17 protein-coding genes and 4 pseudogenes are annotated in these 17,720 nt (G+C 70.6%); 3 read left to right on the top strand and 18 right to left on the bottom strand.

Annotation, left to right across the window (positions count from 1 at the left end; translation table 11 throughout):
• Positions 1-70: 70 nt before the first annotated feature.
• Together ABFY07_RS01475 and betA are read right to left on the bottom strand one after the other, a co-directional pair.
• Positions 71-904 (bottom strand): 5,10-methylenetetrahydrofolate reductase, encoded by an 834-nt coding sequence (locus ABFY07_RS01475; protein WP_346172631.1) that lies wholly within the window; start codon positions 902-904, stop codon positions 71-73.
• A 3-nt stretch (positions 905-907) separates the two neighbouring features.
• A complete protein-coding gene (gene betA, locus ABFY07_RS01470) occupies positions 908-2,578 on the bottom strand; it encodes a choline dehydrogenase (protein ID WP_346172630.1) in 1,671 nt (556 codons plus the stop codon).
• 143 nt (positions 2,579-2,721) lie between these two features.
• Here betA and ABFY07_RS01465 point away from each other — a divergent pair, with 143 nt between their 5' ends.
• Positions 2,722-3,519 (top strand): IclR family transcriptional regulator, encoded by a 798-nt coding sequence (locus tag ABFY07_RS01465; protein ID WP_346172629.1) that lies wholly within the window; start codon positions 2,722-2,724, stop codon positions 3,517-3,519.
• Positions 3,520-3,717: 198 nt separating this feature from the next.
• Here ABFY07_RS01465 and ABFY07_RS01460 read toward each other — a convergent pair whose 3' ends face one another.
• The 4 genes from ABFY07_RS01460 to ABFY07_RS01445 form a co-directional block, all read right to left on the bottom strand.
• Entirely contained in the window at positions 3,718-4,881 is a 1,164-nt protein-coding gene (locus tag ABFY07_RS01460; RefSeq protein ID WP_346172628.1) for an NAD(P)/FAD-dependent oxidoreductase, read from the bottom strand.
• Positions 4,878-5,240, bottom strand: coding sequence for a bifunctional 3-phenylpropionate/cinnamic acid dioxygenase ferredoxin subunit (locus ABFY07_RS01455; RefSeq protein ID WP_346172627.1), 363 nt, complete (start codon positions 5,238-5,240; stop codon positions 4,878-4,880). The genes ABFY07_RS01460 and ABFY07_RS01455 overlap by 4 nt, the downstream gene beginning before the upstream one ends.
• A gap of 330 nt (positions 5,241-5,570) precedes the next feature.
• Positions 5,571-6,203 (bottom strand): MBL fold metallo-hydrolase, encoded by a 633-nt coding sequence (locus tag ABFY07_RS01450; protein WP_346172626.1) that lies wholly within the window; start codon positions 6,201-6,203, stop codon positions 5,571-5,573.
• Positions 6,203-7,288 (bottom strand): S-(hydroxymethyl)mycothiol dehydrogenase, encoded by a 1,086-nt coding sequence (locus ABFY07_RS01445; protein WP_346172625.1) that lies wholly within the window; start codon positions 7,286-7,288, stop codon positions 6,203-6,205. Before ABFY07_RS01445 ends, ABFY07_RS01450 begins: the two co-directional genes overlap by 1 nt.
• A 424-nt stretch (positions 7,289-7,712) precedes the next feature.
• On the opposite strand from ABFY07_RS01445, the gene ABFY07_RS01440 reads away from it, so the two are divergent.
• Positions 7,713-8,483, top strand: a complete 771-nt coding sequence (locus tag ABFY07_RS01440) for a DUF1963 domain-containing protein (RefSeq protein ID WP_346172624.1) — start codon at positions 7,713-7,715, stop codon at positions 8,481-8,483.
• Positions 8,484-8,993: 510 nt separating this feature from the next.
• Here ABFY07_RS01440 and ABFY07_RS01430 read toward each other — a convergent pair.
• The 9 genes and pseudogenes from ABFY07_RS01430 to ABFY07_RS01375 all read right to left on the bottom strand — a co-directional run.
• Positions 8,994-9,875, bottom strand: coding sequence for an alpha/beta fold hydrolase (locus ABFY07_RS01430; protein WP_346172623.1), 882 nt, complete (start codon positions 9,873-9,875; stop codon positions 8,994-8,996).
• Between the two features lie 164 nt (positions 9,876-10,039).
• Positions 10,040-10,618, bottom strand: coding sequence for a TetR/AcrR family transcriptional regulator (locus tag ABFY07_RS01425; protein ID WP_346172622.1), 579 nt, complete (start codon positions 10,616-10,618; stop codon positions 10,040-10,042).
• A gap of 357 nt (positions 10,619-10,975) precedes the next feature.
• Positions 10,976-11,203 (bottom strand): tautomerase family protein, encoded by a 228-nt coding sequence (locus ABFY07_RS01415; RefSeq protein ID WP_346172621.1) that lies wholly within the window; start codon positions 11,201-11,203, stop codon positions 10,976-10,978.
• 79 nt (positions 11,204-11,282) lie between these two features.
• Positions 11,283-11,437, bottom strand: a pseudogene (locus ABFY07_RS01410) (3-ketoacyl-ACP reductase); the annotation flags it as partial.
• A gap of 294 nt (positions 11,438-11,731) precedes the next feature.
• Positions 11,732-12,151: pseudogene (locus tag ABFY07_RS01405) on the bottom strand (transposase); the annotation flags it as partial.
• A gap of 27 nt (positions 12,152-12,178) precedes the next feature.
• The gene (locus ABFY07_RS43020) at positions 12,179-13,090 is read right to left on the bottom strand and encodes a 2Fe-2S iron-sulfur cluster-binding protein (protein WP_428836828.1); all 912 of its coding nucleotides are present in this window, start codon (positions 13,088-13,090) and stop codon (positions 12,179-12,181) included.
• 102 nt (positions 13,091-13,192) lie between these two features.
• Positions 13,193-13,378 (bottom strand): hypothetical protein, encoded by a 186-nt coding sequence (locus ABFY07_RS01385; RefSeq protein ID WP_346172620.1) that lies wholly within the window; start codon positions 13,376-13,378, stop codon positions 13,193-13,195.
• 159 nt (positions 13,379-13,537) lie between these two features.
• Positions 13,538-13,975, bottom strand: coding sequence for a glutaredoxin domain-containing protein (locus ABFY07_RS01380; RefSeq protein WP_346172853.1), 438 nt, complete (start codon positions 13,973-13,975; stop codon positions 13,538-13,540).
• Between the two features lie 30 nt (positions 13,976-14,005).
• Positions 14,006-14,255, bottom strand: a pseudogene (locus tag ABFY07_RS01375) (transposase); the annotation flags it as partial.
• On the opposite strand from ABFY07_RS01375, the gene ABFY07_RS01370 reads away from it, so the two are divergent.
• On the top strand, positions 14,253-14,681 hold the full coding sequence (locus ABFY07_RS01370) for a hypothetical protein (protein WP_346172619.1): 429 nt from the start codon (positions 14,253-14,255) through the stop codon (positions 14,679-14,681). The pseudogene ABFY07_RS01375 and the gene ABFY07_RS01370 sit on opposite strands and share 3 nt — an antisense overlap.
• A 62-nt stretch (positions 14,682-14,743) precedes the next feature.
• On the opposite strand, the pseudogene ABFY07_RS01365 reads toward ABFY07_RS01370, so the two are convergent.
• From ABFY07_RS01365 to ABFY07_RS01355, 3 genes and pseudogenes are all read right to left on the bottom strand, one after another.
• Positions 14,744-15,181: pseudogene (locus tag ABFY07_RS01365) on the bottom strand (transcriptional regulator); the annotation flags it as partial.
• Positions 15,182-15,390: 209 nt separating this feature from the next.
• Positions 15,391-15,576, bottom strand: a complete 186-nt coding sequence (locus tag ABFY07_RS01360) for a helix-turn-helix domain-containing protein (protein WP_346172617.1) — start codon at positions 15,574-15,576, stop codon at positions 15,391-15,393.
• A gap of 429 nt (positions 15,577-16,005) precedes the next feature.
• On the bottom strand, positions 16,006-17,484 hold the full coding sequence (locus ABFY07_RS01355; RefSeq protein WP_346172616.1) for an FG-GAP-like repeat-containing protein: 1,479 nt from the start codon (positions 17,482-17,484) through the stop codon (positions 16,006-16,008).
• Positions 17,485-17,720: the final 236 nt, after the last annotated feature.

Genomic DNA, 17,720 nt, shown 5'->3' with positions numbered 1-17,720 from the left:
GTGTCGATCGGGCGGAGCCGGAGTCGCTGGATTCCGGCTCCGCCCGGCGTTCGTATACGGCGCCGCGAGCTCAGCCGAGCCGATCGAGCAGCGCCCGGCGCCACCGCTCGGTCTCCGCGATCTGGCCGAACGTGAACACGTGCAGGCCCGCCACCCCCGCCGACGGCCCGCCGAGCACCTCCGCCGTGCGGCCGAGGAACTTCTCCGGCGCGTATCCCCCGGGCGTGGCGAACCGCAGGAACCAGGAGGCGTGCCTGGTGAGGAAGCGTGTCGACTCCCCCACCCCGATCTTCGCCGCCATGGACAGCAGCTTCGCCCGGTGCACCGGCCCGGCGACCCCCAGGTACACGGGCAACACCACGCCACGGCGTCGTATCCGGGCAACCCAGTCGCCGAGTACGCGCGGATCGAAGCACAGGTTGCTCACGATGTATGTGGCGTGTTTCCGCTTGTCCCACATCGCCTGGACGGTGATGTCGTCATGAAGGATCGGATGGCTCTCCGGATAGCCGGTGATCCCGGTGTCCGCGAAGGGGCTGCCCAGCTCGCTCAGCCGGCGCAGCACCGGCAGCGCCCCGGCGTAGGCTCCGGCCGGCGGGTCCGCGTCGCCCGCCGGAACGAAGACGTCGTCGACTCCCGCCGCACGCAGCCGGTCGACGACGTCCTTCAGGTGCGCGTCGTCCCGCAAGAGCCGGGCCGGCACGTGCGGGACGACACGGTAGCCGTGCGCCGCGAGCCGCTCGGTGAGGCCGAGCGTCGGCTCCAGGCCTCTGACCGGCGACGCCGTGACCGTGACCGTGATGTCGCGCGGGACATGGGCGAGGACTTTCTCCGCGGTCGACTTCGCCGGCAGCACCTCGTAGCGGACGCGGCCCAGCAGCCCCCGCAGGACCTCGGCGCCCAAGGCCTACCCGGCCTGCTTCTGGGCGTCGCGGTGCCGGTAGTACGCGGCCCTGGAGGGCGGCAGCGGATCCTTGCCGAGGATCAGGTCGGCCGCCTTCTCGGCGATCATCATCACCGGCGCGTAGATGTTGCCGTTGGTGACGTACGGCATTACCGAGGCATCCACCACGCGCAGCCCTTCCAGCCCGTGCACCTTCATGCTCAGGGGATCGACGACGGACATCTCGTCGGTGCCCATCTTGCAGGTGCACGAGGGGTGCAGAGCGGTCTCCCCCTCCTTGGCCACCCAGGCCAGGATCTCCTCGTCGGTCTCGACGGAAGGGCCGGGCGAGATCTCGCCACCGTTGTAGGGGGCGAGGGCGGGCTGGTTGAGGAGCCGGCGGGTGAACCGGATGGCCTCGACCCATTCGCGGCGGTCCTGCTCGGTGGAGAGGTAGTTGAAGCGCAGCGCGGGGTGTTCCCGCGGGTCCTTGCTCTTGATCTTCACCGAGCCGACGGCGTCCGAGTACATGGGCCCCACGTGCACCTGGTATCCGTGGCCGCCGGCCGGCGAGGAGCCGTCATAGCGGACCGCGACGGGCAGGAAGTGGAACATCAGGTTGGGGTAGTCCACGTCCTCGTTGCTGCGGGCGAACCCGCCCGCCTCGAAGTGGTTGGTGGCCGCGGGCCCCGTGCGGAAGAGCCACTGGAGCCCGATGAAGGGGGCGCGCCACTTCGCCATGTACGGCTGCATGGACACGGGCTGCTTGCAGGCGTACTGGACGTACACCTCCAGGTGGTCCTGCAGGTTCTCGCCGACGCCCGGCAGGTCGTGGACGATGTCGATACCCAGGGCCGACAACTCGGCGGCGTTCCCGACGCCGGAGAGCTGAAGGAGCTGCGGCGAGTTGATCGCGCCGCCGCACAGGATGACCTCCCGCGCCCGGATCTGCTGCGGCGCGCCGCGCCCGTGCCGGTACTCGACGCCGACGGCCCGTTTGCCCTCGAAGAGCACGCGACTGACGAAGGCGCGGGTCTTGACGGTGAGGTTGGGCCGCTTCCGTACGGGCTTGAGGTAGGCCTTGGAAGCCGACAGACGGCGCCCTCTGTGGACATTACGGTCAAAGGGTGCAAAGCCCTCCTGCCGGTAGCCGTTGACGTCGTCGGTGCGGGCGCAACCCGCCTCCTCGACGGACGTGAGAAAGGCGGTGAAGAGGGGGTTCGTCGCAGGGCCGCGCTCGAGGACGAGGGGGCCGTCATGGCCGCGGAACTCGTCGTCGGGGTCGGCCGCGAGGCAGTTCTCCATCCGCCGGAAGTACGGCAGGCAGTGTGCGTAGTCCCAGGTCTCCATGCCGGGGTCGGCGGCCCAGCGCTCGTAGTCCATGGGGTTGCCGCGTTGGAAGATCATGCCGTTGATGCTGCTGGAACCACCCAGCACCTTGCCGCGGGCGTGATAGACGCGTCGGCCACCCATGTGCGGCTCGGGCTCGGACTCGTACTTCCAGTCGTAGAAGCGGCTGCCGATCGGGTAGGTCAGCGCCGCGGGCATGTGGATGAACACGTCCCACGGGTAGTCGGAGCGACCCGCCTCCAGCACCAGCACCCGGTTTCCGGAGTCGGCGGAGAGTCGGTTCGCCAGTGCGCTGCCGGCTGATCCGCCGCCGACGATGACGAAGTCGTAATGCAGAGGAGCCATGGTGCCTCGTCTCGCTCGCGCTGTCGATACGCGAGGCATGCTAGTACGGGTAGCGTCATACGCACCAGGTTGCGGTGAACGCAACTTCGGCGAGATGTCGCCCCGGCGACCTGGACGTTGTTTACTCCGCGTATAGTTTCGTCATGAGCAACTACAGCCCAGATATCGAAACGACAGGCCCCCAGACCGGCGGGGTGCAGTCCGTCGACCGGGCCATCAGCGTCCTCGAGATCCTGGCTCAGCGCGGCGAGGCGGGCGTCAGCGAAGTCGCCGCCGAGATCGGTGTGCACAAGTCCACAGCGTTCCGTCTGCTCGGCGCCCTTGAGGCGCGCAACCTGGTGGAGCAGTCGGGAGAACGCGGCAAGTACCGGCTCAGTTTCGGCATCGTACGCCTGGCGGGCGCGGTCACGGGACGCATCGACATCACCCAGCAGGGCCGCCCGGTGTGCGAGCGTCTGGCCGAGGAAATCGGCGAGACGGTCAACATCGCGGTGATGCAGGAGCACTATGCGATCAACCTCTACCAGGTGCGCGGCCCGGGAGCCGTCACGGCGCACAACTGGGTCGGCCAGCTGACCCCGCTGCACGCCACCTCCAGCGGCAAGATCCTGCTGGCCCACCTGCCCGCCCATGAACGCGCCGCACTGGTGGCGGAGGCCGGCCTGAAGAAGGTGACACCTCGCACGATTTCCTCCAGGACGAAGTTGGAGAAGAACCTCGTCGAGGCCCGGAAGCGCGGCTACTCCTGGACGCTGGAGGAGCTGGAGATCGGACTGCACGCCATGGCGGCACCGATCCGCGACCGGGAAGGCCAGGTCATCGCCTCGATCAGCGCCTCCGGGCCCTCGTACCGGTTCACCGAGGAGCGCATGCACGAGCTGGCTCCGGCGCTGGTCAAGGGCGCGGAGGAGATCAGCCACCGCATGGGGTACCTGGGCTGAGCGCACCGGTAGGTTCGCCGAGCGGCCCGCGTGCGCCCGCGCGGGCCACGGGTCCCTCTTTCCGCGCTGCCGCGGCTGTCGAGTCGGTGATGTGCGGGTGGCGGAGCCAGTCGCGTTCCACGACCGTGCGGTCGGCGGCCACGGGACACATGCGGTGGAAGGTCGGAGCAATCGCCGCGAGCTGTCGCCAACGCTCCGTCAGGACGCTTCGGAGGCCAGCTGCTTGCGCCAGCGGGTGAACAGCCTCGGCTGGTTCATCCCGAGCACGGCGACCGGCCTGCCGGCCCTCCGGTAGACGGCCAGGAAGCTGCGGTCCTCGGTGGCGCCTTCCTCGACCGTCACACTGTCGGACCCGGCGGTGTGTCCGGCGAACTGGATCTTCACGCCGTACTGATCGGACCAGAAGTACGGAGGCCGGGGTGTGCCCGGCACCGTCGCCCCGTGGGCGAGCAGCGTGGCCACGGCGGCGTCGGGGCGCTCCAGCGCGCCCGTCCAGTGCTCGACACGGCGGTGGATTCCGGCGCGCGGGTCGTACCAGTTGGCGCAGTCCCCGACGGCGACCACCCCGGCAAGACTGGTGCGGCCGTCGGCGCCGCACTTCACGCCGTTGTCGAGCGCGACGCCCGACCCCTGAAGCCAGTCGACACAGGGCTTCGCGCCCACGCCGACCACGACGCTGTCGGCGGGCACGCCGCGGCCGTCCTCCAGCAGTACGGAATCCACCCGGCGCTCCCCGCCCACCCCCTTGACCCCCACCCCGCACAGCAGCCGCACTCCGTGGTCCGCGTGGAGGCCGGAGAGGACCCTGCCCATGGCCTCGCCGAGCGGTCCGGCCAGCGGTGTCGGCGCCGCCTCGACCACGGTCACGTCGAGGCCGAGGGCACGGGCCGTGGAGGCGACCTCGGCGCCGACGAATCCACCGCCGATCACCACCAGCCGCCCGCCGCGCGCCAGTTCGTCCCGCAGTGCCCGGGCGTCGTCCAAGGTGCGCAGCACGTGGACTCCGGCGAGGCCCTCGGTGCCGGGCAGCGTACGGGCGGCCGCACCGGTCGCGATGACCACTCCGTCGGCGCGCACCTCGCGGCCGTCGGCGAGCCGTATCGCCCGCTCGGTGCGGTCGAGTCCGGTGGCACGGACGCCGAGCACCCACTCCGCCCCGAGTTCCTCGTCGTCCCTCTCCAGTGCGAGATCCGCTTCGCCGATGGCACCGGCCAGGAACTCCTTGGACAACGGCGGCCTGTCATAGGGGCGGTGGACCTCGTCGCCGATGACGACCAGCCGGCCGTCGTATCCCCGGTTCCGCAGCGACCGCGCGGCCGACAGGCCGGCCAGCGAGGCGCCGACCACGGCCACGGTCCTCACGCGGGGCCTCCGGCCAGCCGGGAGGCGATGCACGGCGGCAGGTTGGGCGCCTCCGTGGACAGCCGCACGTAGACCATGCCGTTCTCGACGACGACCTCGTGGGTGCGGACCGGAAGCTTGGCCGGCGGTGCGTCCACGGCTCCGGTCCTCAGGTCGAACTTCGAGGCGTGCAAGGGGCATTCCACCTCGCAGCCCTCCAGCCAGCCATCGGCGAGCGAGGCGTCCTGGTGGGTGCAGGTGTCGTCGATGGCGAAGAGTTCGCCGTCGTCGGTGTGAAACACCGACACCGGCGGATCGATGTCGAGCCGGTGGGCCTCGCCTCGCGGCAGATCCGCGAGAGGGCACGCGGGAATCATCATGACACCTCGGGTGCGTATAGCGAAACGAATTGCGGTGAACGCAACGTCAGTCTGAGGGCCCCCCGGAACGGTTGTCAAGGCATCCAGAGACAGGGGTGCGCGGGGGCCGACGGCGGTCTTCCGGACACGCCGGAACCGGCTTCGAAAGCGCTGGTGAGCAGGCGGAACACAGGTCGGCACAGGTGCGGCGACGGCACTGCCCCGATGCCGTCACGCGGTACGTCACCGGGGCAGGGCCGTGACGGGGGCGGGCCGCCATGGAGGCAGGGCCGTCACGGGGCGGGGCCGTCACGGGGCGGGACCGTACGGGGCGGGGCCGTGACCGGGTGGTCAGAAGCCGCGGTCGATCCACTCCTGGAGGTGCGGCGCCTCGGCACCGATGGTGGTGTTCTCTCCGTGGCCGGTGTGCACGACGGTGTCGCCCGGCAGGGAGAGGAGTCGTTCGCTGATCGAGGCGATGATGGTGGGGAAGTCGCTGTACGACCTACCCGTCGCCCCGGGCCCGCCGGCGAACAGGGTGTCGCCGCTGAAGAGCGCGGAGAGGCCGGGGGCGTGGAGGCAGACGGCTCCGGGGGCATGGCCCGGGGTGTGCAGCACGGTCAGCTCCGCGCCCGCGACCGTGATGCGCTGCCCGTCGGTCAGGGCGCCGTCGGGCGCCCGTTCGGGCTGAGTCTGCTTCCACAGCGGCAGATCGTCGGCGTGCAGCAGGATCGGGGCGCCGGTCCAGGTGGCGAGGTCGGGCGCGGCACCGATGTGGTCGTTGTGCGCGTGGGTGCACACGATCGCGCGCAGGGTGCGTCCGTCGAGGGCCCGGGCGATGGCGCCGGCGTCGTGCGCGGCGTCGATGACCACCGCCTCCTCGTCGTCCCCCACGATCCACACATTGTTGTCGACGTCCCAGGTGCCGCCGTCCAGTGAGAACTTCCCCGAAGTGATGAGACGTTCGATGCGGGCGCCCGCCATCACAAGACCACCACCGAGCGCAGGACGTCGCCGTGGTGCATGCGCTCGAACGCCTTCTCGACCTCGTCCAGCGCGATGGTCTCGGTGACGAAGGCGTCCAGGTCGAGGCGACCCTGGAGGTAGAGGTCGACGAGCATCGGGAAGTCACGGGAGGGCAGGCAGTCCCCGTACCAGGACGACTTGAGCGCCCCGCCCCGGCCGAAGACGTCCAGCAGCGGCAGCTCCAGCTTCATCTCCGGGGTCGGCACGCCGACCAGTACCACCGTCCCGGCGAGATCGCGCGCGTAGAAGGCCTGCCGGTACGTCTCCGGACGGCCCACCGCCTCGATGACCACGTCCGCACCGAACCCCCCGGTCAGCTCGCGCACCGCGTCGACCGCGTCGACCTCCTTGGAGTTGACCGTGTGGGTCGCGCCGAGCTTCTTCGCGGTGGCCAGCTTGCGGTCGTCGATGTCCACGGCGATGATCTTCGCCGCGCCCGCCAGGCTCGATCCCATGATCGCCGCGTCCCCCACGCCTCCGCAGCCGATCACGGCGACGGTGTCACCGCGCCCGACGTTGCCCGTATTGATGGCCGCGCCGATGCCCGCCATCACCCCGCACCCCAGCAGTCCGGCGGCGGCCGCCGACGCGGCCCGGTCCACCTTGGTGCACTGACCGGCCGCCACCAGCGTCTTCTCAGCGAAGGCGCCGATACCCAGAGCCGGCGAGAGCTCGGTACCGTCGGTCAAGGTCATCTTCCGCTTCGCGTTGTGCGTACTGAAGCAGTACCAGGGCCGCCCGCGCAGACACGCACGGCACTGGCCGCAGACCGCCCGCCAGTTCAGGATCACGAAGTCACCGGGCGCCACGTCCGTGACGCCCTCGCCGACCGCTTCCACCACACCCGCCGCCTCATGTCCCAGAAGGAAGGGAAAGTCGTCGTTGATGCCGCCCTCGCGATAGTGCAGATCAGTGTGGCAGACGCCGCATGCCTCGATCTTGACCAACGCCTCACCCGGGCCGGGGTCGGGCACCACGATCGTTTCCAGACTGACGGGGGCACCCTTGCCCCGCGCGACGACAGCACGGACCTGCTGAGTCATGGCCACTCCTCGGATGACAGGGATGTGAGGTGTTGCGTGTTGTTGTTCTGTTGTTGCGTTGTTGCGCATTGCGGTATACATCTCGTGTTCCGCAACACAGCATCGCGGAGAGCGAGGCAGGGGTCAAGGATCCGAAAACGCGCGGTCGATGTCTGCGGATGCTGCCTGGCTGCTGCAGCTGTAGGCGGCGTTCGGCGGCGGCGTCTTCAGTGATTCCGTCTACTTTCTGGGACCCGACGAGGGCCTCGCGTTCGACTTGCCGACACAGTGGCGGGTCTGGCTGTCGGCCGACCTTGCGGGCTCAGGACGCCGGGCCAGGTCGGTTGCCCTGGCCGCGGTGAACCGCTGCCGCCGCTGCGGCCCCCGCGGTGTTGTCCCTCCTGGCTAGGGTGTGGCTGTGATCGATGACTGGAATACCGGCAGAGTGCATCGCTTCCGCGCTGAGGCGGCGTCCCGTGGGCTGCCGGCGGAGGAGGTCGAGCAGTGGATACGGGCCGCTGTGCCGGGCACGTTCTTCACACAGGGCGGTGACGGGCCGCTCGTGGCGCGGATGGGCGGTGATCCGGTACTGCCGGAAGGCGCCCCGGATCCATGCCACCCCCTGATCGCCCGCGTCGACTGCGCGCTGCTACCCCAGGGCGCCACCGGCCTCCCCCTGTCGTCAGCGGGCCACCTGCTGTTCTTCGCCGACCTGGAGCTGGGCCTGCACGGCCCGATGCGTGACGCGGTGTGCCATGTCCCCGCCGGGACACCGGCGGTTGTCCGGCGTGTGGAGACCGGGTACGGGCCGTTCGAGCCGCAGGACATGCGCACGATGTGGCACCACTTGTCCCCGCCGATGCCGGAGAGCTTCGCGGAGGCCAGGTGGGACGCCCCCGACGACGAGGAGTACGAACTCGCCGAGGAGTTGGAGAGCGCCTGGACGCACGTGGGGGGCTCCTGGCCGACCTGGACGTTCGCACTCGGCGCCCACCCTGTTGTCCTCAACGACGACCCTCTTCTCCTCGCCAGGGACGACGAGTCGGAGACCGGCGACGCCGCGACGGACACCGGCGACTGGGTCCTGCTGGCCACCTGGCGTTGCGGTGAGCAGGTCCGCGAGCTGGACTCGCGCGTCGTCAGCTGGATGATCCGCCGCCAGGACCTGGCGTGCCTGCGCTTCGATCGCGTGTACGGCCACGTCGACAGGGCATGACGCCCGGCCTTGCCCGCACCCGTCGGCCGCACACGCGGCCGAGATGACGGCGAGGCGCGGGCCGGGGCCATGGAGCGGTGCGCCCTCCCGCCCCGTGGCGGGGGACTCGGTGCGGCAGCCCCGGGCCGGTGCTTGGGGTCAGGAAAGCGGGCGGTGCGCCTGTATCTGGCCGACCGCTGTACCCCGCGCCCGGGCGTGTTGCCGGGGCTGGGCGCTGCAGTCGTGGCACACGCTGCACACCCGCTTCCGCCGCTACACCCTCGACGGAGGCTTCACCCGGGCCCTGCGGCACATCCGAGCCCACGCCGACGCGGCCGGCGACATCGACTCCGTGCCTACCTGCGAAGACGCGACATCGTGCACACCATCCCCGAGCCGGAGCCGAGCTCCTGGGGCAGGGACTTCCACTGGATGCCGGTGTGCAGACACGAGCGGCATCCCGCACAAGGCCTGCCGGTCCGGTACCCGCGGCCTGCCCTCCACCAGCTTCGGCCCGGTGATGGGCGTCGGCTACCGGTGCGCTGCCAGGAACGGCAGGACGACGTCGGTCATCTCGTCGGGTACTTCCTCCGCGAGGTCGTGGCCCGCGTCGAGGACGTGTCCGGTGACGTGGTGGGCCACGAGCCGTGCCTGGGACTCGTTGCGTGCGCCGATGAAGGCGGAGCCGCCGAGCGCCAGGACCGGGATGTCCAGCTTCTTCCGGGCGGCCTCCCGGTTCTGCCTGGCGTCGGTGAGCATGGCCCGGTAGACGGCGAGCATGGCGCGGATGCCGCCGGGCATGGAGTAGCAGCGCACGTACTCCTCGATCGCGTCGGGGGTGGCGGTGTCGGGGTGGCTGCGCTCGTTCTTGATCATGTAGGTGATCAGTTCGCGTTCGTGCCCGGCGATCAGCATCTCGGGGACATCGGGCTGGAAGTAGAAGCCCAGGTGCCACAGGTGCATGCCAGTGGAGACGTTCTCGGGGGTGAGGGCCGTGTGGTCCTCGAAGCCGAAGCCGGGGAACAAGGCCTCGGCGAAGACGAGGGCGGTGGCGTGGTCGCGGTGGCGGGCGGCGAGCTGGTAGCCGATCACCGCTCCCCAGTCCTCGCCGATCACGGCGTAGGTCTCGTGTCCGAGGCCGGCCATCAGCTCGGCGATGTCGTCGCTCATCGTCGCGGAGTCGTAGCCGTTCGCGGGGCGGGCGGAGTCGCCGAGACCGCGCAGGTCGGGCACGACGACGGTGTGGTGGGGCGTCAGCTTCGGGACGAGGTGGCGCCAGTGGTAGCCGGTCTTGGGCACGCCGTGCAGCAGTACCACGGCGGAGCCGGCCCCGGCCGTCCGGTAGTGCAGGCTCGTTCCGTTGACGGCGGCACGGCCGGTGCGCAGGGGTGTTGAGGTGTGGTCGTACATCATGACGTGGTGTCTCCTGTCTTGAGTGGTCGATGTGGCCGGCCGGCGGCTCGGCCGTCGGCGCTGCTTGGGGCGCTGTCGTCGCGGCCGGGACGGGCTTTCATTTTCTTGAGCGACCGTTACAGATTCGGGGCAGGGAAAACGTCCCGCCGGGGTCGCGGGGCCCTTCAGCCGAGAGCGGTCAGCGCGACTTCCACGAGGGGTTCGAGGGCGGACGCGTCCGGTGTGATCTTCGAGGAGACCAGCAGCCCGTTAAGGAAGGTGACCAGGAACGCGGCAAGCGTATGCGGGTCGCGCCGCGCCGCGATCTCGCCCCGCTCCATCGCGGTCCGCAGCACCTCGGTCAGCGCCTCCCGGCTCGCGTCCTGCATGTCGCGCACGGTGCGCCGGGTCGCCGCGTCCTGAGGCAGTCGCTCACAGACGGCGTTGACGGCCAGGCAGCCCTGGCCGCCACTCCTGACGGCGATGCGGATCCGCTCCGTCAGCAGCGTACGGATCGCCGCGCGGGCGTCCGCCTCCTCCTCCAGACTGCGCAGGGCCGCCGCCGCGAGGGTGGTGCGGTAGTGCTCCAGCGCGGCCCGGTACAGGCCGTCCTTGTCGCCGAACGCGGCGTACAGGGATCCCTGTCCGATCCCCAGGTGCTGGGCCAGATCGCGCACCGAGGTCGCCTCGTAGCCGCGCGCCCAGAACAGTTCCATGGCGCGGCTCACCGCCGCCTCGGTGTCGAACTCCCGGGTCCTTGCCATGATCCCACCGTAACTTATCTGGATCGATCGCTCAAGAAAGGGGGGTGTGGCCTGACCATACGCTTGCGGTCCTGGCACATCTCCGCGGAACTGTCCGCGATCTCGCGCGCCGGGCCTTCCTCGGGCCGCAGCGACCTGATGCCACGCTGTACGGGGTCTCCGACGCCGCCGAGTTCCGCCACCAGGTCGCCATGGAGCCGCACGCCGCCCTCACCCGCCACCCCACCGATCCCGCGGTGACCGGCCTCGTCGACGAACTCCGCGATGCCAGGCCACGTCCGGCACCGCCACCGGGGCATCCGCGCCGACCTCGGGCGACGCAATCCTGGCCGGCCGAATGACGGCCGGTGGGTGCGATCAGGTGTCGCTGGTGTCGGTCGGTGCCGCCTCGAGCATGGCGGAAGTCAGCACGTTGCCGGAGATGCCCCAGCCGCCGTCGGCGACCTCTTCGACCAGCACCATGGTGTTGTTACGGGCGCGCTCACCGTAGATCTCGACGTACAGCTCGGTGGTGCGGGTGACGATCTCCTCCTTCTGCTTCGGGGTGAGGGTCTTCTCGGGGACCTTGAAGTTCGCGAAAGGCATGGCTGGTTGTTCCTTCTCTCAGTGGGGCGTTACAGGGAGCTGCCTGCGGTGAGCAAGCTGCCGGGGATGCGGGACGGTTCACGGCGGCTTCGGCCTCGTCCTGGTTGCCGGCACAGCCGACCGCGACGGCGTACCCGTCGGCGGCCGGCCGACGGACTGGCGGCCGATGCCGCGCGAGCCGCCAATGACGATCGCGACACGGGGTGAGGCCGAGGGCTGGGCCGGGGCAGCCATCCCGTCGGGGGAAGGAAGGACAGGCACTACTGACTCCTGTAGTAGATACGGTCAAGGCCGCGGTCTCGCCGTCGCCCTGCTGCGACCTCAACGATCGGCCGTGCCCCCATCCCTAGCCAGGGTTGCGTTTACCCAGGGGACGCCACCCCCTGGCTACGGCCTGGCGCGCGCGACCATGAAGGAGATCGTCGACGCGTGGTCAGCACCGGCGTGCCCGGTGATCGATGTGCGCTTGGTCAAGGGGACTTTCCGAGTTTCTGATCAGCCTGTGGACAGGGAGTGCGCGAGGCCGAGGGAGCACGGCCGGCTGGGAATGAACTGGTCCGAGGACCGTCCGCTGCGGCCGTAGCCATGGCAGAACAGACGGTCCGCGCTGGTCGGGGCGCCGGGGCGCAGCCAGTTGCTGACGTCGACCGCCAGGACCAGACGGCCGTCGGCAGCCCGCGGCATCGGCAGAGCGGTCAGCGCCTGCCGCAGCCGAGGCACGTCCACACTCCGCAGTTCAACGGCTCGTACATCGCGCGGTACCCAGGCAGGTGCTCAGCCATCGGCGTCAGATCCACCGGCCACGTCACCGGAAGCGTCCGCGTACAGCAGCGCATCGACGAGTTCGCGGGTCGCGTGGCAGGCGCCGGTGGGTGCGGCGTCGAGGGGGCGCCGCCCCCCGGCGGCCCGGGCCACGCCGCCCCCGGTGTCCGGGGCGTCACGGGCCATGGGCGGGGCAGCGGGTGTTGGTTGTCGTCACGCCGTCGTCGGGAGGTAGGGGCCAGGGCCCTTCAGGGTGCGGTGTATGGGGGCGGTCGCTGTGTGGCGGAGGCCGGGGAGGGTGGCCACCGACTCGGTGAGGTAGCGGTAGAAGTGCTGGGCGGTCGCCACATCGATGCTGGCGTAGAGGTTCGCCGTGCCCGTCGTGGCGGTGGCATACGCGACTTCGGGGTGTGCGGCGAGTGCCGCCCCCGCCTCGGCGAGGCGGGACGGGTCGATCTCCAGCCAGAGGGCGGCCCGGAAGTGCTGCCGGAAGATGTCCGGGTGGTACTCGACGTCGAAGTACAGGGCGCCGGCTCTGCGAGCGTGACAAGGCGCTCCCGCCCGCGTTGCAGGAGCGGATGTCCGCCCGCGCCGGACACGTCGAACGACTGAATACCGGCCACTCCCCGTTCCTGTCCGCGCCCGCCGAACTGGCCGCGCTCCTGGGCCGGATCGGCTCCAGCTGTGACCCTCGCGGACACAGGCCTCGCCGGACATGATCTGTCCGGGGGTGCAGTAGCCGCGCTGGAAGGCGTCCTGGTCGATGAACGCCCGCTGCAGGGGATACAGTCGGCCGGTGCTCCCCCGCCCCGCCGCGTCCCAGCCGTCCAGGAAGGCGGCCAGGGCGCGGCGTTGCTCCTCCTCTCGGCCGATCTGCCGGGCGAGGATGCCGCGGTCGATGTAAGGGCCGACGGCGGTGAGGACCAGGCGCCGGAGTTCGGCCGACTCCAGCGCCTCCACCTCCCACCGCACCGGGCAGCGGGGGTCGAAGCCGTAGCGGCGGGCGAAGGCCGGCCACCTCGGGTCGTCGTGCTTGCCCTCGGTCGCGGGCAGCTCGTAGGCGCGCACCTGCTCGTAGCTCAGCAGCACCCGCTCGGTGTGGCTCCAGCAGCCCGTGCGTGCCACCCAGTCCCGCTCGATGTCCTCGCCCGAGCAGTCGAAATCGCCGACTACGAGGAGAACCCCGTCGCGAGGGTCGGCGGTGACCCGGTCGTCGACGATGTCGGCCTACGACTGCGAGCCGAAGCCGCGGACCCCCAGGACCGGGACGCCGCCGTCGGCGAGCCAGCCGGTCAGCTGCTGGCTCAGGGTGTCCTTCCCCGCCGCGACGTACAGGGCCTGCTCCTGGCCCTTGGTGCGGTCGAGGCGGAACAGCCGGGCATCTCCTGGGCGAACGCGTCCGCGCCCGTCCATGCGGGCGGGACGTGGGCCTCGCGGAAAATGTCGATCAGCTCGGGGAAGCGGCCCTCCCGGTGCCCCTGGGCACCCCGCCGGCGCAGCGCCCAGGCTGCTCGGAACCGGGGCTCAGAAACAGCCACTGAGCTTGGCTTTTGACCTCGGCTGCGCTCCCGATCACGCGGGACGCGAGAGTTGCTCGCGCACCCATGCAGGATCGGGGTTGGTGTGCGGCCGGCCCGCCACGATGACGGTCGGCACGGTCTCGTTGCCTCCGTTGGCTGCCCTCACTGCTGCGGCTGCAGCCGGGTCGCGCCAGATGTCGACCCAGTGCACCTGGCGGGCCCTGCGGCCCAGCCGGATGCGTAGCCGCATGCAGTACGTGCAACCGGGTCGCCAGAAGACGACCGGCTGGCCGTCGACCGCGCTGCGGCGCTGTGCCTCCAGCGCGTCGATCGACCTTGGGAAGATCAGAGGCGAGTTCACGACTGCGAGCAGCACAAAGACGAGCGAGGGGACGGCGGCTGTGCCGGGTGTCTCACTGGCGATCAGCCCAGCCGCCAGGACTGAGCCGCAGAGCACCAGCAGCATCGGCAAGATCCAAGCGCGCATCATGAGGATGAAGGCTATCGATGAGTCGAAATGTCGTTCGCTGGACTCGATGCCTTTGCGGGCGATCCGTACTCCGATGCGTTTGCCACGTAACCATTCCGCAAGTCAGTGCAGTCGTAGGCTGTGTCCGCATGGAGGCGCTGGGGCTTGACGTGGCGGCCGCGGTGGGGGTCGTGTCTCCTTTGATGACCTCCGGCCACGGGCTTCAACCCTTCGCTGTCGTGGGTGTGCCGGCCGAGACGCCGACAAGGAGAGGCAGTCCGTTCGCGTCCGACAGGGCGTGCACCCCGCCTGGTTCCTGGCCACGGCGACCGCCGTCCCGGCACCCGAAGACCAAGCCGACGGTGTGGTGCGGTTGCTGGACGACGGCGAACTCGCCAAGCACCCCGATCCCGCGGCCGTCCTGCAGTCCTGGCTCGACTCCCCCGCCACCGGGGACATCCTCGCCCGCTCCGAGATCTACCGCGCCGTCGTGAAATCCCGCTACCGCGCCCTGGAGCACCTGCGCCAGATCCCCGCCGACGAGGTCCTCGCCCGCCACGAACCCGAAGTCGCCCTGCAGACCCTGCTGGACCACTGCGGGCGCAGCACGCAACGGTGGGAGGCACTCGCCACCGCCATGACCTTCGACTACGACGAAGAGAAGATCACCTTCGGCCAGCTCCTCGACTCCCTGGACCCCACGCCCGCAGGGGCCCAGACACCCTGACCCGACTTCCCGCAGCCCGTTGCGTGGCGTGGTGCTCCGCGTGCGTGCCGTCCACCAAGAGCACGCTCGGCGGTCGGGAACTGGGCGGGACGCAGGTCCTTCCCGGCCTCCAGCGCGGCGCCGGCGTCGCCGAGGTCCCAGTGAACGCCGTCCGCGTACGGATCGACGGCCGCGGGACTGAAGGGGAACAGGCGGCCCGGCGGGAGTGCCTCGGGCAGTCGGCGGGCGGAGCGGCGGGCCTCTTCGACCATAGCCAGCGCCTCCGTCCGTTGGCCGGCGCGTGCGGCCGTGTAGGCCGGCGTGCACAGCATCTGCGCGTACGCGGCCGCCGCCGCGTCGGTGCGCAGGCCGGTCGCCTCCACGTCGGCGGCCGCCGCTGCCATGAGGCGCTGGGCCTCGCCGTGGCGGTCCTGGTGGCGTAGCACGATCGCCAGCTCCCGGGCGGCGGCCACGCGGCTGTCCAGGGGCCCTTGGCCGCTTGTCGGCGCGGGGGTGGCCGCGAGAGCTCCTCCGGCGCCGTGAGCAGGGCGGCAGGGCCTGGGGCCGCCGTGGCGGTGAGCAGCGTGCGGCGGCGCATGGGGCCTCCTGAGCGTCACGCGGGCCGGCCGTCACTCCGGTGCCGGCCGGTGCTCCATGGCTGGTGGCGCCAGAGAAGTCAACAGGACCTGCCGGGGCATGCCGACCTCGGCCGCCGCCGGGCGTACCAGCCTCAAGTCGACCACCCGCGAGCGGCGTTCCAGCCGCGAATGGTGGCCGTGGAGCAGCCGATCCGCTCCGCGAGCACGGCCAGCGTCCAGGTGCGGTGTTGACGGCCGAGGCGGATCGGGGCGCCGGGACGGCGCTGTGCGGCCATCTGGCGTGCCGCCGTGCTGTTCCAGAGCGGGTCTACGGGCACGGGCCCCTCCCACAGCGTGCTACCGGGGGCACGCGCGGGCATGACGTACGTCCAGGTCGGCGGTCGGGCCGGCCTGGGGAGCCAGACGCAGTACCCGTCCCCAGTGACGGTGGAGGCCGACGGGTTGTGTCCCCGGGGAGGGACACAACCCGTTCGCGTGTCATGCGAAGGCGGCACCCAGTGTCCAGCAAAGGCGACATGAAGCGGCACGTGCCCATGCGGGTGGCCCCCGGACAGCGTGCGACGGGCGCCCGCCGCTCGCTGTTCACCCGGACTGACGTCGGACGCTGCGAAGGTGCCTGGCTTTCGGCCTTCAGGTGTCCGCAGGGCCCCTGCCGGATGGTCGCCTTGTCGGCCTCTTCGAGCAGGATCACCACGGGCCGGGCCCGCGTCCCGGTGGGGAGTGGGCCCGGTGCGCGGTTGGGGTGGTCAGTCGGCGAAGTTGGCGCCGAAGTTCGGTGTGCCGGTGGTGGAGACTCCCGATGAGCTCGGCGAGATCGAGCGGGCGCCGGTTGTGGTGATCTTCGTGCCGCTGGAGGGCAGGTACGTCACCGCGCCGTTGCCGGAGTTCTCCCAGGAGCTGACCAGCAGGTCGGCCTTGCCGTCGCCGGTGACGTCGTCGAGCTTGGTGTCGAAGCCGAACCCGTCGTACTTCTCGTCGTCGCCGGGCACGCCGGCGGTGCTCTGTGCGAAGTACTGGGCGCCGGAGCTGGTGTTCAGGCCGCTCGCGGAACCGTACAGGACGGTGACCGCACCGGTGTCGGCGACGCCGTTCAGGTCCTCGCCCGCGGCGCTGATGACGATGTCCTGGTAGTTGTCGCCGTTGATGTCACCCAGGTCGAGCTCGTAACCGAACCCGTCGTTCTTCTCAGATCCGCCGGGGACGTTGCCGGTGTTCTGAGTGATGCCCGTGGTCGAGCCGGGGCCCCCGCTGGAGCCGTAGGTGATGTTGACTTTGCCGCCCAGGGCGGAGTCCGGGATGGGCGTGCCGTCGTCCGCCGTGTTGTTCCAGGAGGCGCCGCTGACGATGTCGCCGAAGCCGTCACCGTTGACGTCGCCGATGGCCGTGATCACGCCGGGCTTGAGGGTCTGCGCTGAGGAGATGCTGAGGCCGCTCGAGGTGCCCGGCACGTAGTAGTTGGTGTTCCAGCCCCAGTCCGTCTGCGTCTCGAAGCCGTCGACCACGAGGTCGGTGCGGCTGTCGCCGTTGACGTCACCGGCGGTGAGGTTCAGCGGGCCCCGGGCGCTGCCGCCGGACTGGATCGGGGGCTTGATCGTATAGCGGCCGCCCGCGGTGCCGGAGGTGCTGATGCCGCCCTTGTAGACGTAGACGGTGCTGGAGGTGTTGCCGACGGCCAGGTCGTCCTTCCCGTCGCCGTCGAAGTCGCCGGCGGCCAGGTTCTTGCCCCAGGAGTCGTGCGACGAGGGGGCCGGGTCCGCGATCGTGACACCCTTGCCGGTAATGCCCGAGGCCGAGCCCCACAGCACGGCGAGGGTGCCGCCGTCGGTGTCGCTACCCACGTCCTCACCGGCCGCGGCCACGGCGATGTCGTCGTAACCGTCGCTGTTGAAGTCGCCGTAGGCGGTCTCCCCGCCGAAGGCGTCCTGCGCCTCCGCGGTGCCGGGGACGCCGGCGCTGTTCTGGCTGAGCACCGTCCGTTTGGCGGACGACACACCGGTGGAGGTGCCGTAGAGCACCACGAGCTGGCCCGCGGTGCCCCTGCCGTTCACATAAGCGCCGGCGGCCGAGAAGGCGACGTCGCCGACGCCGTCGCCGTTGAAGTCGGCGCGGGGGACCGTCGTCGAGTCCGCCGCCCTGGCGGCTGTCGCCGCCGATAACGTGAGCACACCGCCCGTCAGCGAGGCCGCGGCGGCCGTCGCGAGAGCGATACGAAGGTGCTTGTGCACGCGGGGTTCTCCTGCAGCATGTGGGGGATACCTTGGCAGGTATCCGCAGTCAATGGGTGGCATTCCGCCCGCGTTCGCCGGAAGGCAGCCACGGCTTCGCGAGACGGTTGCCGATCAGGAGACTCCTGACGGAACCCAAGGGTTGTATGCGTGATGGCGGCCGCGCACCCTTCGGAGTGCACGCACAGCCCAGCGTCCCCGCCCGCTGGTTGGCAACCGATCCAACGCGGCCGCAT

The sequence above is a fragment of the Streptomyces sparsogenes subsp. cuspidosporus genome (genome assembly GCF_039532705.1).
Taxonomy (GTDB): Bacteria; Actinomycetota; Actinomycetes; order Streptomycetales; family Streptomycetaceae; genus Streptomyces; species Streptomyces sparsogenes.
The sequence above is the reverse complement of the archived record's forward strand: the minus strand, read 5'-3'. Positions and strand labels throughout refer to the sequence as shown.